At 41.5% G+C, this 21418-nt stretch carries 17 protein-coding genes and 3 pseudogenes; 7 read left to right on the plus strand and 13 right to left on the minus strand.

Annotation, left to right across the window (positions count from 1 at the left end):
• Nucleotides 1-198 precede the first annotated feature (198 nt).
• The 4 genes and pseudogenes from psbV to HWQ39_RS25645 all read right to left on the minus strand — a co-directional run bounded on the left by psbV (nucleotide 199) and on the right by HWQ39_RS25645 (nucleotide 2574).
• Nucleotides 199-690 (minus strand): photosystem II cytochrome c-550, encoded by a 492-nt coding sequence (gene psbV, locus HWQ39_RS25630; RefSeq protein ID WP_292851372.1) that lies wholly within the window; start codon nucleotides 688-690, stop codon nucleotides 199-201.
• A 135-nt stretch (nucleotides 691-825) separates the two neighbouring features.
• Nucleotides 826-1041, minus strand: coding sequence for a hypothetical protein (locus tag HWQ39_RS25635; protein ID WP_179065905.1), 216 nt, complete (start codon nucleotides 1039-1041; stop codon nucleotides 826-828).
• A 154-nt stretch (nucleotides 1042-1195) separates the two neighbouring features.
• A pseudogene (locus tag HWQ39_RS25640) lies at nucleotides 1196-2037 on the minus strand (carbohydrate ABC transporter permease).
• A pseudogene (locus tag HWQ39_RS25645) lies at nucleotides 2034-2574 on the minus strand (sugar ABC transporter permease). Before HWQ39_RS25645 ends, HWQ39_RS25640 begins: the two co-directional pseudogenes overlap by 4 nt.
• A gap of 162 nt (nucleotides 2575-2736) precedes the next feature.
• On the opposite strand from HWQ39_RS25645, the gene HWQ39_RS25650 reads away from it, so the two are divergent.
• A complete protein-coding gene (locus tag HWQ39_RS25650) occupies nucleotides 2737-5187 on the plus strand; it encodes an ATP-binding protein (protein WP_292851377.1) in 2451 nt (816 codons plus the stop codon).
• A gap of 161 nt (nucleotides 5188-5348) precedes the next feature.
• Here HWQ39_RS25650 and HWQ39_RS25655 read toward each other — a convergent pair whose 3' ends face one another.
• From HWQ39_RS25655 to HWQ39_RS25665, 3 genes and pseudogenes are all read right to left on the minus strand, one after another.
• Nucleotides 5349-5549, minus strand: coding sequence for a PIN domain-containing protein (locus HWQ39_RS25655; RefSeq protein ID WP_292851380.1), 201 nt, complete (start codon nucleotides 5547-5549; stop codon nucleotides 5349-5351).
• Between the two features lie 169 nt (nucleotides 5550-5718).
• Nucleotides 5719-5967 (minus strand): hypothetical protein, encoded by a 249-nt coding sequence (locus tag HWQ39_RS25660; RefSeq protein ID WP_292851383.1) that lies wholly within the window; start codon nucleotides 5965-5967, stop codon nucleotides 5719-5721.
• A gap of 84 nt (nucleotides 5968-6051) precedes the next feature.
• Nucleotides 6052-6267, minus strand: a pseudogene (locus HWQ39_RS25665) (hypothetical protein); the annotation flags it as partial.
• Nucleotides 6268-6484: 217 nt separating this feature from the next.
• Between HWQ39_RS25665 and HWQ39_RS25670 the strand changes: the two are divergent.
• Nucleotides 6485-7903 (plus strand): MFS transporter, encoded by a 1419-nt coding sequence (locus HWQ39_RS25670; protein ID WP_292851386.1) that lies wholly within the window; start codon nucleotides 6485-6487, stop codon nucleotides 7901-7903.
• Nucleotides 7904-7961: 58 nt separating this feature from the next.
• Here HWQ39_RS25670 and accD read toward each other — a convergent pair whose 3' ends face one another.
• Nucleotides 7962-8912 carry an acetyl-CoA carboxylase, carboxyltransferase subunit beta gene (gene accD / locus HWQ39_RS25675; RefSeq protein WP_292851389.1) on the minus strand — a complete coding sequence of 317 codons (951 nt, stop codon included), beginning with the start codon at nucleotides 8910-8912 and terminating at the stop codon, nucleotides 7962-7964.
• Between the two features lie 426 nt (nucleotides 8913-9338).
• On the opposite strand from accD, the gene HWQ39_RS25680 reads away from it, so the two are divergent.
• Nucleotides 9339-9581: a hypothetical protein gene (locus HWQ39_RS25680; RefSeq protein WP_292851392.1), complete on the plus strand. Its 243-nt coding sequence runs from the start codon at nucleotides 9339-9341 to the stop codon at nucleotides 9579-9581.
• Between the two features lie 155 nt (nucleotides 9582-9736).
• Here the strand turns inward: HWQ39_RS25680 and scpB are convergent, their stop codons facing one another.
• Nucleotides 9737-10285: an SMC-Scp complex subunit ScpB gene (gene scpB, locus HWQ39_RS25685; protein WP_292851395.1), complete on the minus strand. Its 549-nt coding sequence runs from the start codon at nucleotides 10283-10285 to the stop codon at nucleotides 9737-9739.
• Nucleotides 10286-10456: 171 nt separating this feature from the next.
• Nucleotides 10457-11146, minus strand: coding sequence for a 2-C-methyl-D-erythritol 4-phosphate cytidylyltransferase (gene ispD, locus HWQ39_RS25690; protein WP_292851398.1), 690 nt, complete (start codon nucleotides 11144-11146; stop codon nucleotides 10457-10459).
• Between the two features lie 69 nt (nucleotides 11147-11215).
• Between ispD and HWQ39_RS25695 the strand changes: the two genes are divergently transcribed.
• The gene (locus tag HWQ39_RS25695) at nucleotides 11216-12175 is read left to right on the plus strand and encodes a glycosyltransferase family 9 protein (protein ID WP_292851402.1); all 960 of its coding nucleotides are present in this window, start codon (nucleotides 11216-11218) and stop codon (nucleotides 12173-12175) included.
• Nucleotides 12176-12376: 201 nt separating this feature from the next.
• On the opposite strand, the gene HWQ39_RS25700 is transcribed toward HWQ39_RS25695, so the two are convergent.
• On the minus strand, nucleotides 12377-12847 hold the full coding sequence (locus HWQ39_RS25700; protein ID WP_292851448.1) for a CRR6 family NdhI maturation factor: 471 nt from the start codon (nucleotides 12845-12847) through the stop codon (nucleotides 12377-12379).
• A gap of 667 nt (nucleotides 12848-13514) precedes the next feature.
• On the opposite strand from HWQ39_RS25700, the gene HWQ39_RS25705 reads away from it, so the two are divergent.
• Nucleotides 13515-13961: a Fur family transcriptional regulator gene (locus HWQ39_RS25705; protein ID WP_292851405.1), complete on the plus strand. Its 447-nt coding sequence runs from the start codon at nucleotides 13515-13517 to the stop codon at nucleotides 13959-13961.
• Nucleotides 13962-14057: 96 nt separating this feature from the next.
• On the opposite strand, the gene HWQ39_RS25710 is transcribed toward HWQ39_RS25705, so the two are convergent.
• Nucleotides 14058-17075, minus strand: coding sequence for a pentapeptide repeat-containing protein (locus HWQ39_RS25710; protein WP_292851407.1), 3018 nt, complete (start codon nucleotides 17073-17075; stop codon nucleotides 14058-14060).
• Between the two features lie 141 nt (nucleotides 17076-17216).
• Between HWQ39_RS25710 and HWQ39_RS25715 the strand changes: the two genes are divergently transcribed.
• Nucleotides 17217-18980 (plus strand): DUF3685 domain-containing protein, encoded by a 1764-nt coding sequence (locus HWQ39_RS25715; RefSeq protein ID WP_292851410.1) that lies wholly within the window; start codon nucleotides 17217-17219, stop codon nucleotides 18978-18980.
• A gap of 14 nt (nucleotides 18981-18994) precedes the next feature.
• Nucleotides 18995-19702: a phosphatidate cytidylyltransferase gene (locus HWQ39_RS25720; protein ID WP_292851413.1), complete on the plus strand. Its 708-nt coding sequence runs from the start codon at nucleotides 18995-18997 to the stop codon at nucleotides 19700-19702.
• A 134-nt stretch (nucleotides 19703-19836) separates the two neighbouring features.
• On the opposite strand, the gene HWQ39_RS25725 is transcribed toward HWQ39_RS25720, so the two are convergent.
• Nucleotides 19837-21291, minus strand: coding sequence for an NAD(P)/FAD-dependent oxidoreductase (locus tag HWQ39_RS25725; protein WP_292851416.1), 1455 nt, complete (start codon nucleotides 21289-21291; stop codon nucleotides 19837-19839).
• Nucleotides 21292-21418: the final 127 nt, after the last annotated feature.

Raw genomic sequence — 21418 nt, forward strand, 5'->3', positions numbered from 1 at the left:
TAAAATCAACGCCAAATATGACAATCTGTCATAGATAAATTTTTTTTTAATATATGGAGAGAAATTTATTGCAAAAACCTGTGTGATCAGAGGGGAATGGGGAATGGGGAATGGGGAATGGGGAATGGGGAATGAATTCTTCTCAATGCCCTATTCCCAATGCCCAATGCCCTATTCCCAATGACTCAGTTCCAGGATTTAGTAATAGATTTTTCCGCCTCCCCACTTAGTACCAACGATTTTGGGTTGTAAAAGAATATGACCGGCGATCGCCTCCAAGTCATCATCTGTCAGATTTCGCACTGCTGTGAAAATATCTGCGCTTTTGAGACTGGGGTGTATTTCGGAAATCTCTTCTTCCCCGTCGTAAGTAGTGGGATTTTTCAGGTAATCAACTAAGCCTTCAATGTTATTACGGTTGGGTGTTGCCAGTGCCAGGTCTTCTGGAGTGAGTCCCACGTTTTGATTTGTCTTGGTAACTCCACCAGCATGACATTGGGCGCAAGCGTAATTAAATAAGCGTTTGCCTTCTTTTACTTGTTTAAGGCTGAGTACGACGGTATCACCTTGAGTATTTAATGGCACTGTTCGGGTAGCTTTGTCCAGTTCCACTGCCGTCGCGCTACCGACAAGCAACTGAAACGAGAGTAAAACAGTAGCCACAACAACGCCAATTAGTCTTCTAAACATGTTTCCCCTTAAAAATTTTGACGCTCAACACAGCTAACTAAGAACGCGATTCTCAATCTCCAAGCTGCTAATTGCTAATGACTCATTGTTTTTTATCATTAGCTATCAGTGATTAGCCAAAGCCGAGATAACCCTTTAGGTGACTTCGTTATCGCCCACCGAGTCGCTAGTACCTTTTGGGCGTATTTCAGACGATATTTGGGAAATAATTGCCTTTGCATCTTCTAACGCCAAACGGGTCTTTTGGTGTTTGTAGGCGATTCCCAGTTGGTTGCACAGAGAAAACACTTTTTCTACAGGAATGCTGTAGTCGGCTGCTATCTCTGCGATCGATAGGTCTGCAAAACCCATAATGCTTATTAACTGATAGATAGAGATTGAGTCTCTGTAATACCAATATCACGTTAGGAGTCCAATTTGTTGCCCAAAATACTGTTTGGGGATCGGGAGGGGGCAGGGGGCAGGGGAAGCAGGGGAAGAATTTTTAACTCTTGACTAATGACTATTAGCCTTTTTCTCCAGTGAAGGTGACGCTTTGGATAAAGTAACGATTAAAAAAGGCGTAAATACCTAAAGCTGGCAGGGTAAAGACCATAGAAGCCGCCATTATGTAGTTCCAATAGCTGATGTATTGACCTTTGAAGGTGTTCAGGCCCAAAGGGAGGGTAAACATTTCTGGGTCAAATAGGATAACTATAGGTAGTAAGAAATTATTCCAACTTCCCATAAACACAAATACTGCTTGTGCTGCTAGTGCTGGCTTTGCCAAAGGTAAGACAATATGTCGGAATATCCCAAAGGTATTTAAGCCATCGAGTTAAGCGGCTTCTTCTAGTTCTTTAGGAAAATTAACAAAAAATTGCCGCATCATGAAGATAAAAGTGGCATTCACCATGCTAGACGCTATCATGCCTTGGTAAGAATTCAGCCAGCCGTAGACATCGCTTTTAAAATTAAAAATGTGGGAATTATGGTGATTTGCGCTGGGACTGCCAGCACAGCCAAGATTAGGAAGAACCAAAAACGCTTACCTACAAAATGCAATCTTGCCAAGGCATAACCAGCCATTGAATTTAACAACAAGTTTAAAAGGGTGACGCTGATTGCGATCGCTACACTGTTGAATAACCAGCGCCAAATAGCGGTTCTTGGAGAAAGATTTGCCTGTAGTTATCGAGAGTAAAATTCTTGGGGAGAAAGTTGGGTTCACTACTGACAATCTCTGATAGCGGCTTAAATGATGCTGAAAGTGCCCAGAGAAAGGGTAATTAGGGTAATGATGGCATAGAGTGTCAGCAGGACGTATAACAGGGCTTTGAGCCAGGATAAGCCAGAGGTGTTAGTCAAATGCGTTCGCCTCCGAAAAGTCGCCGCTGAATCAAAGTAATGAGAATGATCGCTGCTGCATATCCCATTTGTAAATTCTGAAATACAGCTTGATAAATCAGCAGCACCACAGTTAAGGTAGCGTTGTTCGGCCCACCAGTAGCGCCAGAGAAGATATAAGACTGCTCAAAAAGTTGAAAAGTCCCAATCACCCCCATTGCTACCACAAAGAAGGTTACAGGCTTAAGCAGGGGAAGAGTAATGTAGATAAATTGCTGCCACCCATTTGCACCATCGAGTTCCGCCGCCTCATAAAGTGTTTGGGGTATATCTTGCAACGCCGCCAGATAAATCACCATGAAAAACGGTGCAGTTGACTAAATGTTCATAACCGCCGAGAAGTTGGACTTTTTGCAGGGAAAGAAAAACGGCGTAGAAAATGGGTAACACTACAAAAGTTCCCAAAACTAGAATTATGGGCATCATGAACATATACCCAGCCAAGTCTTCGGTGATGTTCCACCTGGGGTTACTCCGCCGCCTATTTATTTCATACACTACTGAACCTCCATCTAATCTCGCACTAACCCGGCTGTAGCGATGAATTGTGCATGATTATTTATCGTATTCCCAGACAAAACTAAAGACATTGCTTGTGTGCGTTAGCTGGATATGTCAGTTAGGGAACTATATATTTAGTTTCTTTGGGATGCTCACAAAATGTCATATACAGCCTATTTACGTTCAATTAAAAGTAAACTTCAAAGAACTGGTAAAACTCAAAAAAATCTACGGATCAAAACCATCATAGAACAGTTTGGCTACCAGCGTAGAAGTCAATCATTCATAGACGATTTTAATACTGCCCTTGATGAATTGGGGCTTTGTGCAAATCCTCGGTTAGATTTACATGTTCCCTTAGATACAAAAATAGCTATTTCTATTAAAGGTGTAGAACCAACAAGTGAAGTTGTTGAATCTAAATCAATTTCAGCCAAACTAAAAGAGGCAATTTCAGTCAAACACGATTTTTTCTACTACTTGTTTGATTTTGGTTCTGAACAAGAATATGAACGATTTCAAGCGTGTTTAGATTCTCATCAGCCAGTAGGTATTTTTTTGATTCCACAAGGAGAAGATTTCTTCTGTGATATTGTTGTCAAAATCTTTAATTATGAATTAATTAGAAAATATCAATATGGAGGCTATAGTAGTATACCCAAACTTGCCACTAAGAAAATTCCTACAAGTATTGCTTCAGATGATAAAGATTGTGAAGATGAGCAAGAAAAACCCATTTTTGATGCTAGCATTTTTCAGTTTTATCGTTCAACCATGACCAGCATTATCCTTGGCAATACTGGTTTAGAGTTGCTTGATTCTGAAAAATTCGATCAGCAGTTTGAACAGATATCTCTATATGCAAATAAATATAATTCCGAACAGTTCTTCATTTTATTTCATTGTCCATCGGCATTAGAAATCCAAGCCCACCAGCAAGAAGATGCTTTAGGATACTTGGTAGATAGAGTTGCTAGTAAAATTCCTTTTACTTTTACTCTCAGGTGTAAATATCCAAATGAAGCATCTATTGAATATAAAGAGGAAGTGTACGCCCATTTCCGTCTACTGCTGGAACTTCCATATTATGAAATAGAGGAAGATGATGCCTCTTTGCAAGATTATTTTGTTGAATTACAAAAGGCTCAAATACAGGCTGAGTCTCAGCTATTTCTGAAGATGAAGTCTGAGCATTTTTATACTCTGAAGTGGCAGCAAGAAAGTAAAGAATATATTTATCTTAAGTATTTTGCTATTAAAACATTGGAAAACTTAGGATATGGATTGTCTAATATTGACTGTGAAGTTGAGTTGACTTCTAGGGATGAAGAAACAATCGATGAAGATACATCCGATGAGGATGAAGAGTACCAAAGTGAAATCATAGAAGTCTATGTAAAAAATCAGGTAGTGGTTGAGATAGAAACTCTCAAATACCAAGAGTTTCAAGATAACAATCTCTTTTTAGATTCAATTAAAAGAGTTTTGAGAAAATCAAAAGTATGGCCAAATAAACTAGAAAGTCTTTGGTTGGTAATTCCCGGTTTTGAGATCGCACGCAACTATTACCAACTGAAAAAAGCTAAGGAAATATTAGAATATAAGTTTTCTGGATATTATGGCGATCGCTTCCAAGTTATAATCATGGCTCCTGATTATGAAAAACACCAATTAGTCCCGGTATCATTTGATTCTATCGAGTATCCATCTTTTAAGTATGGAGCCAAAAAACCTAGTTTAGTCCAAGCATATCCAATTACTAACCGCATCAAAGAATTTAAGCTTGACTTTAGCCAAGTACAAGGCCTAAACGAAGAAAAAGAAAAACTAACTAGACTTTTGAAGTTGCAATCTAAAGGACATAAAAGTTCAATTGGTGGAATTCTTTTCTATGGTTTACCAGGATGCGGCAAAACTCTATTAGCAAATGCCTTTGCTAATGAATCTGGAAGATATTTCTTTAAGTTCTCTCCTGCTGATATTGTCAGTGTTTGGATAGGGCAAAGTCAAAAGAATATTCGAGATATCTTTGCTCAAGCTAAGAAAAAATCTCCTTCGCTTTTATTCATTGATGAGTTAGACAGTATTGGGTTTAATCGTAACGAAGACAACGCACACACAGACCAAAAGGCGACTATCAACCAATTACTGATAGAACTAAATAATCTGCAAAATAGTGATGTAATTGTCATTGCTGCTACTAATTATTTGAGTGGTATTGATAGTGCTTTGAAACGTTCTGGTCGATTGGATTGGAAGATTCCTGTTTTTCCACCCGATAAAGCAGAGAGAATAGATTTGTTCAAACACTACCTGTCCAAAATTGATATGAATCAGCTAGTTAACTTGGAAATTCTGGCAGATAAAAGTGGGAGATTTACTTCATCAGATATTGAGTTGGTTTGTCGAGAAGTTAGAAATGCTATTCTTCTAGAAGAAATCAGTTCGGCTTTAACAACTTCAGATGTGATTACTTACATCAATAATCTGCAAGATGGTGGCTTAAGTCTTAACGAAGGACAAGTCAAAGAATTTTTGGAAGAGTGTAAGAGAATGAGTGTAAAGAATCCTAAGTTAGAAACTCTGAAATTAGAGTGGGGACTGTATTAGAGCTTGTTTCAAAAGTCTAAATTAATACTAGCCTCGGCGATTAGAAATCGGGGCTATACAGACTAAACCCACCTCCGTGAGTTTGAAAGACCTAGTTTTTGCTTAGTCCGCGCAGGCGGACTAAGTTTTTTTAGTAGCGAATTATATTCGCCTAAACCTTTTCAAAACCAATTGATTCCCGTTAAAATTGTTACTTCCGCAAACTCTTGATCGGTAGTCACCAAACTTGCTGAATTTTGGATCGCCATTGCTGAAATAATTGCATCTAGTAGTTTCAACCGATATTGCTGGCGAATTTTAATGATTTTATTAATCAAAACAGCATCACTCGCCACTAAATTGACAACCTCAACTCGTTGCAAAAACTGCTCAAAAAGCTAACAATCCTCTTGACTCAGCCCAGAAAACGCGAGAAATTCAATTTGGCTAATGACTGAAACTCAAATCCAATCAGCACCTTGAACTAATTGAATAAGTTGAGAATTTCCTTGAAGCAGAGCTACTATCGCATTCGTATCTAACACGTAGCGATTACCACTCATCGCGTAGATCCCTCTGCGCTCCTACCGCATCTCCTTGCCAAGTTAATCGCCCCACCAAATCAGAGAAATCATAACTAGGTTGCTGCTTTTCCTCTGACGAAATTGGATTCAAAACAACTACAATATCCACTTCAACCGCCGCTAACTCCGTTGCAATATTAAGATTTAAATATCCTGCTTCATCGATTTTAGTTGTAAGTTTTAAAACTTCCATTGCCAAATAATTAGTAAACCTCATCTTATTCTAAATTTTGTAGAGCGAACATTTCTCAATCAGATCCCCAGAATCCCGACTTTTTTGAAAAGTTGGGGATCTTGTGCCTCATAGTAGATGTAGTTCATGGGAAATAGCGGTAAATATCCTTACGGTGAAGCACTCGCACAAAGGTAACTGTATCGGTTGTTGACCCAACAAGGCGCTGACAAACTGGTTATCAAAATTATTCACGATGCCTACGGTGGGCTACGCCTACGCACTTGGATATTTCCCCACCTGCCACTGTGTAGCATAATTAACTCCTGCCACTAATGGCGATCGCCATCACCAATGCCAAAAAATTAAATAATCCTTTATTGTTCACAAACAACTAATATTCTCTTTCTTCGCTTATACCTTGTGTTACGAAGGAATGATGTTTTAGTTATTGAAAATTGCAAGCTAAAATAACGAAAATTATCAGCAATGCTAATTAAAGCATACTGAGTTCTTTTGCAATCGGATTTCTCCCAGGATACCTCACCCATAAACATAGATTATGGATTCTGTTCAGGTTGAAACAACTGCGCCACTGACTCTAGAAATTGCCCAGATTGCCTCACCACCAACAGCAATCTCTCCAAATTCTCGAATTCCCAAGGATACTATTCGCATTAGTTTAAAAGCATCCACTGCGGATTCTGTCTTAGCATCGGTTTATTCTCTTGGAACTAGTGGCATTTTACTCAGCAATTTATTGGTGGAATTGGGTGCTAGTCCAGTGGTATTTGGGATGTTGTCTTCTATCCCGATGTTGGTCAATCTTATTCAGCCTTTAGGTGCCTACTTGTCTGAACGCAGCACCAGCCGCTTTCAATATTCGCTTCGGACGCACGGAATTGGTCGGCTGTTATGGTTGGTTTTAGTAATTGCTATTGTCAGCACCAATTGGGGAGTAATTGATACTCAGCAGTTAGTAATATTGACACTCTTGATTGTTTTATTCAGCAATCTTTTAGGAGGATTAGGAACTGCATCGTGGCTAAGTTGGGTGGCAATGATAGTTCCCCGGCGATTACGAGGCAGGTATTTTGGAACACGCAATAGTGCTGCGAACCTCACCACTTTGATTTGCGTACCAATGGCTGGACTAGTTGTATCACATTGGTATGGGGGATCTCTACAAGGTTATGGGGTGGTCTTACTAGTAAGCATTGTCTTTGGAATTATGGGATTGGGGTGTCAATATTTCCAGGTGGATATAAATCCCCAATCGCAAAATACTTATTATGGCAAGTCACCACAAACAAGTGAGATTCAATCAGACACTACAAAAGATGAATCTGAAGTACTTCAGTCAATTCATTTGCCACAAGACCAGTTAACTAACAGTATTTGGAAAAATTCTAACTTTTTGATATTTCTGCTGTATTTCTGCTTCTGGAATCTTGCTGTTAACCTCAGCAGTCCTTTTTTTAACCTCTACATGCTGGACACGCTGAATTTGGATGTGAGTTACGTGACTGTCTACAACAGCCTTCAGGCGGGGGCGACTTTGCTAATGCTTATTCTATGGGGAAAATTAGCAGATAAGATTGGTAATCGTCCCATCCTCATCTGTATTGGGATTTTGGTTGGAGTCACACCACTCCTCTGGCTAGGAATTGGTGCTAATCGCCTTGATATCTGGTTGTGGCTACCTCTATTACACATCTTAGCTGGAGGTACTTGGGCGGCCATTGATTTGTGCAGCAATAATATACAATTGGCGATCGCACCAATTAAAAATCAGTCTATCTATTTTGCGACAGCAGCTGCCGTTGCTGGAGTAAGTGGCGCTTTAGGCACAACCATAGGCAGCTTTCTCGTCCAATTTGCTCAATCTGGAGGCTTACTAGGCTTGTTTGCCCTCTCTGGTCTATTCCGACTAGTAGCGCTTGTTCCACTGATGTTTCTTCAAGAGCCAAGCAGAGGATGAGAGGGATGAGGAGGATAAGGTACTATTTTCACCCTTGTCTCCCCCTGCTTCCCCTGCTCTATTCTGCGGCGGTAGAAGTCAAGGACATTGTTTCCCACAAAACCATGTGAGGTGTTGTTAGTACAGGCTGGTGTAGAGCAATCAGCTGGGTTAGGGTATTCTTTAATTGAGTACGGGGTACAATATCATCGATAAAACCGTGCTGGAGTAAATCTTCAGCAGTTTGAAAGTTTTCGGGTAGTTTTTCCCGCAGGGTTTGCTCAATCACTCGCCGACCTGCAAAACCAATGGTTGCCTTGGGTTCTGCCAAGATAATATCACCCAACATTGCAAAACTAGCGGTAACGCCGCCCGTTGTGGGGTTGGTCAAAACGGGAATATATAATAGTCGAGCGTCTTTATGGCGCTGTAGGGCTGCGGAGATTTTCGCCATCTGCATCAAAGAGAGCATTCCTTCCTGCATTCTCGCGCCGCCGGAGGTGCAGATGATCGCTACAGGATATCGCCGTTGAGTGGCTTGCTCAATCATGCGGGTGAGTTTTTCTCCCACAACTGAACCCATACTACCGCCCATGAAGCGGAAGTCCATAACTCCAAGGGCAATGGGCAAACCATTGATTTGACCTAAACCAGTGTTAACCGCGTCTATTAAGCCAATTTTATCTTGTGTTTCTCGTAGGCGATCGCTGTAGAGTTTGCGATCGCGAAATTCCAGCGGATCGGTTGGACGCAAATGCTCGTCCATCGGTTTCCAGGTATTATGATCTATCAATTGACGGATGCGCTCATCGCTGTCTACCCGATTGTGATGACCACATTCGACACAAACCATCTGATTGGCTTTCAGGTCTTTTGTATATGCCAATACACCACACTTAGAGCATTTATGCCAAAGTCCATCAGCAATTTCACGCTCTTGGCGTTCGAGGCTGGTAGATCCTGACTTTCTTCGATTTGCAAACCAATCAAATAGAGACTTTAAACCACGTGATTCTTCGTTGTTAGCCATTTTTTATTTTATTTTAAGTGGGTATGAGGTCGAAAACATGTCAAATCGTATTGGGTTGTCCTTAATCATTAGTCACTTGTCTTTGCTAATGACTTAATGACTACATCGTTAAACTACGCTTTTAAGCAATTCAGACCTTAATTTTCATCTTTGGTTGCCAGCTTAACGAAAATACTTATACCAATACAAGTCTCTTGCTCTTTTTTTCAGCAGACTTAATTATATGGACGTACTGACAAAGCTATGAGAATACCAACCTCCAAATAAGATGCTCTCTCGCTCCCACCCAAATCAATTGATTCGTATTTCTAGGTTATAAACAAACGGCATCTGTTGCACTAGTTGTACTTGCCAACGGTTAATCGTCGTTAAGAGGGTAATACAAGTCACCGAAGAGAGCAGGGGAGGCAGGGGAAGAAGAGAAGTATGGGGGAAGAAAATACCTCTCCTGCTCAGAAGGGGTCTGAAGCCCCTAAATTTATTTATGAGAAAGAAAAAATATTTTTTACGAGACAAATAGTGCGTTCGCGCAGCGTCGCCCCTTGGGCGAGAAAAAAAGCGTCCGCCATTTTTGAAGTCCCTAACTTTACTTGTGGGGTTTGTTCAAGAACTGCTCCTCAACCTCCCCCTGCTTTCTTGCTTCACAAGCTGAATATTATCAAAATATGAAGGGCAGATGGGGTAATGTTGGTTACAGTCACGAATTATAAATATTTTTTATATAAGCGCATTGGGCATTTATAAGAGGCAGAGGGGCAGGGTGCGGGGGGCAGAGGGTGAAAATTTTCCCTTGCTCCCTTGCTTCTTTCTGGCTCCCCTACTCCCTATTCCCCGCTCCCCACTCCCTCTAGTTCTAGTTCTAGTTCTAGTTCTAATTGTTCTTCCTTCTGATTGGTGGAAAGTATTTGCGGAAGTTGTTCGATTTGGAAATACTGATGAAATTTCGGGGTTATTTGCAATGAGTAGGAACGAGAATCACTGTCTCGGCGCTTGCGGATGAAACCAAGTTCTACGAGTTCTGGAACGTGTTGATATACCCCTGAACCGCGCAGGTTAATCAAATCGCTCTGGAGTATAGGACTATTGAGAGCGATCGCAGCTAAAGTCCGCAATGCACCTACACCCAATTCGACTGGTATCATAGTTTGCACCAAATCATGAAAGTCAGACCGTAGTTGCAAACTGTAACCATCTGGGGTTTCTATTACCTCTAGGGCGCTATCTCGGTGAGCATAGTTGTCCATGAGTTCAATTATGCCTTCCTTGACAGTGGCGCGATCGCACGCGGCATACTCGGCGATTTCGCCGAGCGACAAGGGTTTACCCTTTAAATAGAGAATTGCTTCTATCTTCGTCGCTGTGGCTGTAATCATTTAGTCATTAGTCATTAGTCATTAGTCATTCGCAGATGACAACTAACAATCAACAATGTGTATGGGATTGTATCTTAATAACATAAGTCGAAGAATATTTTGACACTCTCCAATTAAAAACTGAGTATTGAGCATTAGGAACACACTTTTTTGTCCCCCAGTCCCCAGTCCCTAATCCCTAATCCCTCTACTTGTGAGAATAAATTCTGCGATCGCTAAATCTTGTGGAGTGGTGACTTTTAAATTTGTCTCCTCTCCCTCGACAATTCGGACTTCGATGCCGCACTTTTCAAATAAAGCGGCGTCGTCAGTTACTTCCCAACCTTGACGGACACCTTCAGCATGGCACTGTTTCAATAACTTGACATCAAATCCTTGAGGAGTTTGTGCCGCCCATAGTTGTCGTCTGTCGGGTGTTTCTTGAATTATCCCTTGTTCATCGGCAACTTTGATAGTGTCTTTGACCGGCACACCAGCAATTAAACCGGGAAAATGGCGAATCGCCTCGGCACAAGAGTTAAATAATTCTGGTGTAACCAAGCATCTAGCACCATCATGAATCAAAACTTGTTCTGCGACTACCGGCAGAGATTGCAAGCCATTGTAAACAGATTCTTGCCTGGTGGAACCGCCTTGAATTAATTCTACTGGTTTGGTCAGCTTCAGATCGGCGAGAATTGCATTGAACTCTGGCCAATCGGTAGACTGAGAAATAATCCCGATCCAACTGATGGTAGTGGCGGCTTCTGCGGCTAATAGAGTCCAAGCAATAATTGGTTGCGATCGCACTTTCAGCAGGAGTTTATTGCGGTTACTCCCCATTCTTTTTCCGATTCCAGCTGCGGGAATTAGTAAATACACAGAATTCCTCAATCTTTAAGCTATATATTTTCCCCTAAAATAGGGAGCGAGTAAGCGTCAATAAATATTATGCGAGTAGTAGCCCTTGTACCTGGCGGAATTGGCGACCAAATTCTCTTCTTTCCGACTCTAGATAACCTGAAGCGCCATTACCCTAACGCTCAGATAGATGTCGTTGTTGAACCCCGGTCAAAGGCTGCCTACCAAGTGAGCAAGTCGGTTCACGAGGTACTGAACTTTGATTTTCAAGACCGTAATAGTCTGGCAGATTGGGGTAATTTGGTCGGCAGCATTCGCGATCGCGAATACGATGTTGCCATTGCTGTTAAGCAAAATTGGTTGGTGGGTCTTTTACTCTGGTTGACGGGAATTCCGATACGTATTGGCTACCAAGGCAAAGGATCGGGTTTTCTTACCCATGCTGTGCCGTTCAAACCATCCCAGTATGCGGCAGTATTATACCACGATTTGCTGCAACCATTGGAAATAAATAGCCCCGTCCCAGAGTTAGCCGTAAATGTGCCAAAACCAAATATTGAGTGGGCACAAAAAGAACAAAAACGTTTAGGGGTGAATGAAACAGGCTATATCTTGATTAATGGCAGTTCTGGTCAATTATCCAAGTCTAAAGAACTGGATAAAATCTACCCTGTCGAAAGTTGGCAGCAAATTATTCATGGCTTCCAAGACAAGCAGCCGGATCTGCCTGTGTTGGTCGTTAAGGGGACTGATGATGAGCAATTTGTGCGATCGCTCCTGGAGTCTTCTCCAGATATCAAAGTAACTGCCCCCGATGATATTGGCAAGTTAACAGCCATAATTGCCGGCGCAAATTTGCTGCTGTCTACTGATAATGAGGCACTACAACTGAGTGTTGCTGTCCAAACCTATACCATTGCCCTATTTGGGCCCACCGATCCAGTTAAGTTGCTGCCGAAAAACGATAAATTTCTGGCCATTGAATCCCCCACGGGAAAAACGGCGGATATTTCACCAAACGCAGTTTTAGAGAAGATTTGGGGCGGCTAAACCAGTCGTTTTTTGAAGAATTCAGAAGTCAGAATTCAGAACAAGAAAGGAAACGGGCGGTTAGAAACCGCGTCTATACAAACAAAACCCACCTCCGTGGGTTTCAAACTCTTAATTTGACTTTAGTCCGCCTCCGCGGACTTTGCCTGTATAGCCGTGAATTCTATTCGCTAGGTCTTAATTTGACTGAATTCTTTCTGATTAAAATATCCCAAAAAAAGCATCATCTAATTCATAGCCCAGCATTTGGGCCATAGACTTCAGCCGCGATAGGCTAGGGATATCTTGCTGTTTTAGCCAATCACCTAAAATAAAGATTTTGTGCATCAAAAATATCTCTAAGGCTTCGGGATTATACTGAATACCTTCTTGAAAACTAAACTGGTGTGGTACAAGCATGGCAGCATAACGAGCAAACTCTCCAGCCTTCCAATCTAGTAAAAATGGCAACCAGGGATATTTGGCATCTAGGCGCACAAACCACAGCCGCACCTCTGGAATTTCTGATAGTTCCCGTGGGTCGCCAGGTTCGAGATCGTAATTGATATCAAAGCGTAGCTGCTGTTCATGGGATGTAACCCCATCTTGCAGCAGTTTTTCAATCACCGTTGACGCAGGCGACAGATCCAGATTGTTAATAAAGTCATTATTGAGTGCGATCGCAATTGTTATTGATTCAGCAGCCACTTTCTTGATGCTCAACTGTAGGATCGACAATATACAGTAGCAGCTTTCAGCGATTGACGCTACATTCACCTCTAAAAATAAATTAGTATTTACTGATACTTTTTTGCTGATAATTTGGTCAACCTACACAAGGTTTATGCACAAGTCTGACTTGCTCAGATTTATTTGATACTTTTGCTTAATTTTCGCTGGTTATCACAAAGATACATCTAGTTGCTAGCCTTGATATTATCTGCTGGCGATGCCTGAGGCGGGCTACACCTACGCCACTCACTTCACTGATTTTTACTAAAATTAAATATTGCTTTTATCATTGCTATAATTACTCACACCTAACTAAATAATTACTACACGATTTAATATGGTATGCCATGAGAATTAGCTTCCTTGGGTAAGGCGATGCCTGCCCCAAGGTGGACATTTACAGCAATTTTAAGTTAAAGTTGTAATGAGTTTGTTTTAGATTAAGGTCTGAGAAAGTAGCCGTCATACAAGCCAAAAAAAAATCATTATCGCCACCTGTTACTTCCGCAGCATCAAAAGCCAAAACATAAGTACAGGTAAAACAGCGGTGTGCAATATCATTGCATATATTAAATAACCAATAAACATTTAGATGGGAAAATTCCCTCAACAGTTAACAAGCTGTAATATGCAAAAACAAACAATTACTACAAAACCAATTCGTTCCTTAGAAGATGCGCTTGAGCGCTGTCAAATTCTGGGTATGCGCGTCAGTCGTCAGCGTCGCTTTATTCTGGAACTACTTTGGCAAGCAAATGAACACCTTGCAGCAAGAGAGATTTACGATCGCTTGAACCTACAAGGCAAAGAGATCGGTCATACTTCTGTTTATCAAAACTTAGAAGCATTATCAAGTCAAGGCATCATTGAGTGTATTGAACGCTGTGATGGGCGTTTGTACGGTAATATCAGTGACTCTCACAGTCATGTTAACTGTATAGATACAAATCAAATTCTTGATGTCCATGTAGAACTACCAGAAGATTTTATCCGCAAAATTGAAGAACAAACAGGAGTGCGGATTACTGAGTACAGTATTAACTTTTTTGGCTACCGTAATTCGCAGGAGGGTTAGGGACTGGGGACTGGGGATTGGGGGAGATGAGGGAGCAGGGAGAAGAATTTTCCCCTCCGCCCCCCGCACCCTGCCCCTCTGCCTCTTTTCAATGCCCTATCCCCCAATAGAATTATTGCCAAAAACTGTTTCATCATAGGTATCATCATCATATAAATCTACTGGCAAAATTGCGCCTTCGCAGCTTTCAATTTGTCCGATCGCAGGGGGATTTTTCCAATTAACATCAATGTTTGGGGTGATTTGGACGGTGTTTAAGAAAGGCTGCTGCAATCGCAAATGTTTCAGTTTTTGAAACGATTCTTTTGAGAACAAAGCACCATTATCAGCAGCCAATTTTTTCTCAGTATCAGTGAGAATTGCATCAAATAAACAGGCATTGGTGAGATTGGCAGAATTAAGATTTGTCCCCCTTAGGTTTGCCTGTTGGAGGTTTGCGCCTGTGAGATTTGCCTGCTGGAGGTTTGCGCCTGCAAGGTTTGCGCGTGTAAGGTTCGCGCCTGTGAGGTTAGCCTGTTGCAAATTGGCTCCAGCTAAATTCGCCCCCATTAACTCCGCATTGGATAAGTTTGTTTGCTCAAGATTTACCCCAGTTAACGTCACTTGTAATAAAGAGGCTCCCGGTAAATTGAGTCTAGCCAGAGACTTGATTCGGGTTACGAAAGCACTTTTATGTAAAACCGTTGTTCTTGCAATTAATACACTCAGCGCCTCTGGATTAAATTCTGTCAAATTAACTGGATTCCCACAAAGCCAAAAAGGAATTTTTGTTTCTCGGTAGCAAGCACAAAGCAATAAAAAGACATTCAGTCCTACAGCAGCATTAACCTGTTCAACATTCACAGGGTTTTGTAATGCGTGAAAATTAGTTAGAGCGTTGTGGGCTATCCCTTCATCTAACCAACGTCCTTGACAGTAAGCACGCCAGAAAGATAAAAGACGTTGAAACAAGACTTCAAATGAAAACTTGTGTTTTTGCTGGCGACGTAATCCAGCGATCGCCAGTTCTTCAATTTCTTGGCTAAGTATGCCGTAACCTAGTAAATTATAAATATGCTGGGCTACGCTACTGGGAGAATCAAGCACAAAAGTTGGCGTACCATAAGCCTCATCTTGGTACTGAGTCAAAAATTTAAGTTGGGCAGCAATGGCATCTGCACAAAGAAATTCTCCTAACTTGATGTATGAAAACTCAATTAAACTACTTTGGGCGGCGCTTTCGCCTGAGCTTTCTACATCCCGAATTTTAAAATAAAACCCTGGTAAAGTCTTAAATTCACCAGCTAGATTAATTTGGTGACGTTGTGAGTGTAAAATCTTAAGAGCGATCGCCTGCATCTGCTCAAGTAAATCTTGAGGATGACGACCAGCAAGTAAATTAGCGATCGCTTCTGGAGTGCGGTGGATATGAGCCGATCCTGAACGCAATAGCATGGTCTTAATGCCACCAATTAGCGGATATCCCAATAACCATCGACTCAAACGATAATGAATTTCCCATAACAGAAAAGACTTTTGGGTATTAGCAGCTAACTGTAATAGTTCATCATCTAGCAATCCGTCGCGGTGCAAAATGCCCAACAAATGCAACATTAGAGGTTGACGAACAAGGGCAGATAATTCTCTTAATTTGGATTGGTTAGCAAATACCCCCGACTGTTTTAGCAATGTAAATAAATTTTGAGCAATGGGTAATGATTGCACTTTTGCCCACTGCTGAAACCATTGTTTGAGTTCGTCTACATCTAATGGCTGGATAATAATTCGCTTCAACAATAGCGGTAGTTCCGAGACGATTTCTGGTAACGTCGTTGAACGACTCGTCAACACAATTTTGTGTCGATGCTGAGATTGAAAGTTCAATAATTGCTGAAGAAAAATTGCTTGCGCCCTGATACCCTGAGGAGAATGGGGTAGTTCATCCAAACCATCGAGCAGCAACAAACAAGGGAGATTTTCTTGCTCTAACCAAGTTGAAAGATTAACAGGAAAGGCAGAATTTAAGGTTTCGATTAAAGTTTTGCCGTATTTTACATCTCGTAACCTAATTATTATCGGCATCCAAGTAGGGTATAATTCTTGTGCAACTTGTGCCGCCCAAAGTTGGCAAAAACTAGTTTTTCCATAACCAGGTTCCGACTCAATTACAGCGATCGTTTCTAAATCTGTTAACTGTTGCTCTACCCATGTCTTTAAATCAACTGGTTTAACAGTTTTTTTCTCCTGCTCAGAAATATTTTCCTCTATTGGTAAGCCTTTTTGTGGCACATAGATATCCTGGAGAGCAAAGGATTCCATCAGCAAAGGCTGACTGAGGTTTTGAATCAAACTTGCACGGTAATGTTCTCGGTGCAAATCAATTTTCTCACCGACTGTAGAACCAACTTCTGGGGCGATGAAGCTGGGAGATAATGAAATCCCCAATCGGAAAAATTTTTGTAGTTGGGCTAAAGGTGCAGCATTCTCGGTGACAACTACCAGCATGTCACCAGGAAGTGAGTTGACCAAACGCTGTGTTAGGAGTTTAGCTTCAGTTTCCTCTGCACCATTGGCAACTAACCAAGCAATAACAGCGCTATTTATTTGTTGCACTAGCAATGAGTCTGCAACCAAAGATAGTGCTTGTTCAGCTTGAGTATCAGTCAATTTACCTGGGGTGAGAGTTTTCAGCAATCCTTGTAGTTGCGGATCTTGAAGGATGAGTCTACCCACATCTTCTATAAGGATGTGTGGTTGCATCGGTATACTTGCCCGATCTAGCCACGGTCTTTGCAGCCTTGACTCCTGCTCTAAAATTGCTTGCAAAGCCTGGAGATAGGCAATCTGAAACGCTAACCACGTCCCTTCGTTACGTTTTAATGGTTTTTTTTGGCTGAGGCTACGCAACAGGTTTTCTGTCAATCGGGAAATGACACTGATTTCTTCCCAAACAATATTTAAGGGCAATTCTAAAACCTCTACCAAGGTACAGATATCAAAAGGTACAAGGCTTTTGACTTCCATATCCTGAACAATACGGTAGGCAATACCTGCCAATTGCCCCGCTGAAAACCCTCTAATTTGATTGATGGCGATATGGCGTTCTGCCAACCAGTGCCGAATACTCAGGTTCATTTAATTACATAATGAAGGCTGCATGAGGCAATTATGATCGATTTATCAGTTTGCGAAAACAGGTAACAATCGTAAAGACAAAGTTTTGTATCAAAGTTGTTTTTTGATTGGTAAAAACACTGCTTATGCATTGAGTGGACTATGAGCGATCGCCCGATAAAATTATTGTTAATCGACCAAGACCCAATTTTTCGTCTGGGATTACAAGTAACTCTGGAAGCAATTCCTAACCTGGTAGCGATCGCATCGGTAGAAACTGATACCGTTGCCTTGCAGATTCTAGCAGAAATTGCCGAAAAAGACCCTAACCAGGTAAATTTGGTAGTTTTGGAGTTCGGTAATGGTCGCTCTACCACCAGTCAACAGCTAGGTTTACAATTTTGTCGCCAACTCAGAGCCTTATATCCCAACCTCCCAATTTTGCTCCTCAGTTCTGTCCAAGAACAAGGACTGCTATTAGCTGCAAAATCTGTTGGTGTAAATGGCTACTGCCCCAAAGGTACACCACTTGCTGAGTTAGTCGCTGCTATCCAAGAGGTTGCAAATGGAGGTTCTTACTGGTTTGACGATGCGGAAGCAATCATATCCCTACTCCCTAGTACAGACGCGATTAATCGCATCTCTCCCGACTCCCCACCCCCATTTTCTAAACTCCGAAATAATTTGCTTTTGTCAGGAAACACTAACATTGACGCCACCCTGTCCGTAGTAACAGCACAATTACAAGTTCCCGGATTACCAGTACTAGATCGAGCAATTCTAGCTGGACGGCGGCGAGAACTGTTAGCAATTCGTTGGTTGCTAAATCGGTTATTGGTTTCATCACAAGAAAAGCAAGGGGAAATTCCGATTGCCGATGAGCCGCCTTTGACTCCTTCGTTGAGTAGTGCCATTCAACAAAGACAAACTGTCTCACCTTTAGTTAGTCCGGGAACACTACAATCTGTCTTGTTTGCATCTTGCGTTACTAAACTTCAATTTCCTTTAAAAAATGTCACAGAGATACCTCTAGAAATTGACATCTTTCGTGAAGATAAAAAGCGGGAATTACTTTATCTTATCCTGCAAAAATTAGTTCAACAGTTGGATGAAATGCGTGCTTCTCACATTGAGATAAATCAATTATATGAATTGAAAAATATCTTAATACACGATTTATGGCAAGTAGCTATAACAGATTTTTTCGGTAAATTTTCTCGAATCAAAATAGGGAATAAAAATATAGAAATTGTTAACTTGCTGCTACAAAATACAGAGGTTGTGCAAAGAGATATTCTCAATAAAATTCCGCTAATTTGTGAGTTATATTCTTATCTTATATTTCAAATAGAATTAAATATTGATAATACCTCATATTCAGTAGTGAGCGCTGAGTCTAAGTCTCAGGCACTAATGATTTTAGAGAACTTGTTGATTCAGGTAGCGAATGGGGTAGTGCAACCATTGCTAAATTATTTAGCAGATGTAGAAGAGATTAAGCAGAATTTTTATGGACGGCAATTGATTTCCACAAGAGAGATTGAAAAATTTAGAAATGATTTATCATGGAAATATAGATTTAGAAATTATATAAATGAACCAAAAGCAGTGTTTGAAAGCCGTTATGATCTATTTGTAATAGTGCCTCGTGGTATTGCCAAAACTTCAGTTTATGCTCCTCGAAATCAGGAGTTAGTAAGACTTTCTAATATTCCTTTAGTAGTGACATTGTTGCTAGAATTTAGTGATGCGATCGCACCGCGTCTAAAATCACTATTATCTTTTTTAGGTAGCGGTATAGTCTTCATTCTTACTCAAATAATTGGTCGTGGTTTAGGTTTAATCGGTCGTGGTATTCTTCAAGGTATTGGTAGCGTTTCGTCAGTAGAAAAGAACTTTAGAAGAAATAGCGATCGACCAAAGTGAAGCACAAATGACAAATGACAAATAATGATTTTATCGGACTAGCAATTTCTTATGTTTACGCCACCAGTCTGCTTGTCATTGGCGAGGCACTGCGTAGGCTATTTGCGGTAAAGCCAGATTTGACCCGCAAAGTGATTCATATTGGTGCAGGGATGTGGGTTTTCGGTGTCCTGCTGCTGTTTAATCGCTGGCAAATCGGAATTATACCTTTTGCTACCTTTATCGGACTCAATTACCTGTTTTACCGCTACCGAATCATCGGCGCAATGGATACTGAAGATAGCTCACCTGGTACAGTTTACTTTGCTATCTCAGTGACACTGTTATTCGGGTTGCTGTGGCGGCCAGATGGGCCAGTAGATAGCGTTGCGATCGCGGTTGCTGGGATAATGGCAATGACCTGGGGTGATGCGCTAGCGGCATTAATCGGTAGACGCTTCGGACAGCATAAATACCAAGTGGGAAATTCTGTGCGTTCCTGGGAAGGTTCGGCAGCAATGTTTGTAGCAAGTACAGTGGTGATTTTCTTGGTGCTGTTGTTGCTACCTGGTTCGTCGCTGAGTCCCCTAGCAACACCTTTAGGTTTAGGATGGGCCTTATTAACGGCAGTGGTAAGTGCTACCTTCGCCACCCTAGTAGAGGCAGTCTCACCACACGGTACAGATAACCTCAGCGTGCCTCTAGTAGCAGCCGGAGTAGTGTGGATAATGCAGGCATTTTAAAATAATTTGTAATTCGCCTCCAGAGGCTTGACGAGAGGTAGAACCTCTCGGAATACATTCCCAGCCTCCAGGCTGGGAACGAGGCGAAACAAGATTTTAAAGTCGATATAGTGTTATGCCCAATGCTCAATAATTCATAAATTCCAATTGCGGCGGAAATGGAAGAAGCCTTCTAAAAACTCTTGTAAAGCAATATTGCTATTTAACTTTTGTTTACTCCACTCTTTTGCAGTCTGTTCCAGAATTACTGAGAAACTGGGATAGACGGGAGATAAATTTGCTAAATCTTTGACTTTAATTTTTTGTGATATTGCCAAGGCAATCAAATTAATTAATTCTCCAGCTTCTCCCCCCAATATCGAAGCTCCCAAAATTTCCCCGTTGCGTAACACAATTAATTTACACATACCAGTAGTTTCGTCCCGAAGTTGGGCTGCTACCACTGTTTTAAAATACTGTCGCAAAACTAAAACTTCATCTCTACCAAATTGGCGTTTTGCTTGGGCTTCAGTCAAACCGACTTGCGCCAGCATCGGCACAGAAAATATCGCCCAAGGAGTGGAGCAATAATTTACTCGTAGCCGGGCGAAAAAGAGGGCATTGTTCAGGGCAATTTTGGCTTCATAATTAGCGATATTGGCAAAGTCGTAACCACCAATTACATCACCACAAGCATAAATGCGGTGGTTAGTGGTTTGTAATTTATCATTCACCACTAAGCTACGCTGATGCCATTTCACGCCTACTGTTGCCAAATTGAGAGATTCGAGATTTGGCTGTTGTCCAGTCGCCACTAAAATTTCATCAGTTTCAAAGGCCTTATCTCCTGCTTGAATCCACTTTTTATCCTCAATTAGCTTTACCTGAGTTACTGGTTTTTCGGTGAGGACGCGCACACCCTCGACTTCCAATTGTGCCTGAAGCAATATGGCTATCTCAGGCTCTAAATAGGGGAGAACATAAGGATGCTTGACTACTAACGTCACACTACAACCAAACCGCGCTAAAGTTTGAGCGATTTCAATGCTTTGGGGAATTCCGCCGATAATTACCCAATTTTTGGGTAATGTCTCTCCCTGTAAGGATTGCCAAATATTAGACAGGGTTCGATAGCCAGTGGCTTGCAATCCTTCAATCTCAGGAATTTCTGGACGTGAACCAGTGGCTAGCAAATAGGTACGGGCGCGTAATAGGCGATTGTTAACTGCAAAAGCTAGTTGCGGGGAAGATTGAAATTGACCACTGCCAACGATGACATCGACTCCCTGCGCGGCTAGGATAGCTGGAGAATGCTGTTCTTTAAGATTTGAGGCGACGCATTGAGCATACAGTATCGCTTCTTGCCGTGCCATAGATATATGGCATTTTTCTGAGGTATTAGTGTGTGTGGCGTGAATACCAGAACCAGCAGCATTATTCAACTTCTGTGCCAGTTTAGCAATTTCCGTAAGAGCATGATGATGAGTAAACCCATAATCTACTTTGGGTTCCACCAGGGCAACTGTAGCACGTAGTTGGGTTGCAGCAAGGGCAGCGTAATATCCAGCAAGACTGCCGCCAATAATTACAATATCGTAGTCATTAGTCATTAGTCATTTGTCATTTGTCATTAGTTATTCGGCAAAATAGTTCTGTTAGCTGTAGCGGGGCGTTAAGCCAGTGCTAAATAAAGAAGTGAGATTCCCAACTCATTACTCATTACTCATTACTCATTAC

Source organism: Nostoc sp. NMS8 (assembly GCF_017115045.1).
GTDB lineage: Bacteria > Cyanobacteriota > Cyanobacteriia > Cyanobacteriales > Nostocaceae > Nostoc.

Bases quoted from the DNA above. Each gene is read 5' to 3' on its own strand.
- HWQ39_RS25670 (WP_292851386.1), top strand. From the start codon at position 6,485: ATGGATTCTGTTCAGGTTGAAACAACTGCGCCACTGACTCTAGAAATT.
- HWQ39_RS25705 (WP_292851405.1), top strand. From the start codon at position 13,515: ATGCAAAAACAAACAATTACTACAAAACCAATTCGTTCCTTAGAAGAT.
- accD (WP_292851389.1), bottom strand. From the start codon at position 8,912: ATGGCTAACAACGAAGAATCACGTGGTTTAAAGTCTCTATTTGATTGG.
- HWQ39_RS25720 (WP_292851413.1), top strand. From the start codon at position 18,995: ATGACAAATAATGATTTTATCGGACTAGCAATTTCTTATGTTTACGCC.
- HWQ39_RS25710 (WP_292851407.1), bottom strand. From the start codon at position 17,075: ATGAACCTGAGTATTCGGCACTGGTTGGCAGAACGCCATATCGCCATC.
- HWQ39_RS25635 (WP_179065905.1), bottom strand. From the start codon at position 1,041: ATGGGTTTTGCAGACCTATCGATCGCAGAGATAGCAGCCGACTACAGC.
- HWQ39_RS25660 (WP_292851383.1), bottom strand. From the start codon at position 5,967: ATGAGGTTTACTAATTATTTGGCAATGGAAGTTTTAAAACTTACAACT.
- HWQ39_RS25725 (WP_292851416.1), bottom strand. From the start codon at position 21,291: ATGACTAATGACTACGATATTGTAATTATTGGCGGCAGTCTTGCTGGA.
- HWQ39_RS25680 (WP_292851392.1), top strand. From the start codon at position 9,339: ATGGGGGAAGAAAATACCTCTCCTGCTCAGAAGGGGTCTGAAGCCCCT.
- HWQ39_RS25650 (WP_292851377.1), top strand. From the start codon at position 2,737: ATGTCATATACAGCCTATTTACGTTCAATTAAAAGTAAACTTCAAAGA.
- HWQ39_RS25715 (WP_292851410.1), top strand. From the start codon at position 17,217: ATGAGCGATCGCCCGATAAAATTATTGTTAATCGACCAAGACCCAATT.
- scpB (WP_292851395.1), bottom strand. From the start codon at position 10,285: ATGATTACAGCCACAGCGACGAAGATAGAAGCAATTCTCTATTTAAAG.
- HWQ39_RS25695 (WP_292851402.1), top strand. From the start codon at position 11,216: ATGCGAGTAGTAGCCCTTGTACCTGGCGGAATTGGCGACCAAATTCTC.
- psbV (WP_292851372.1), bottom strand. From the start codon at position 690: ATGTTTAGAAGACTAATTGGCGTTGTTGTGGCTACTGTTTTACTCTCG.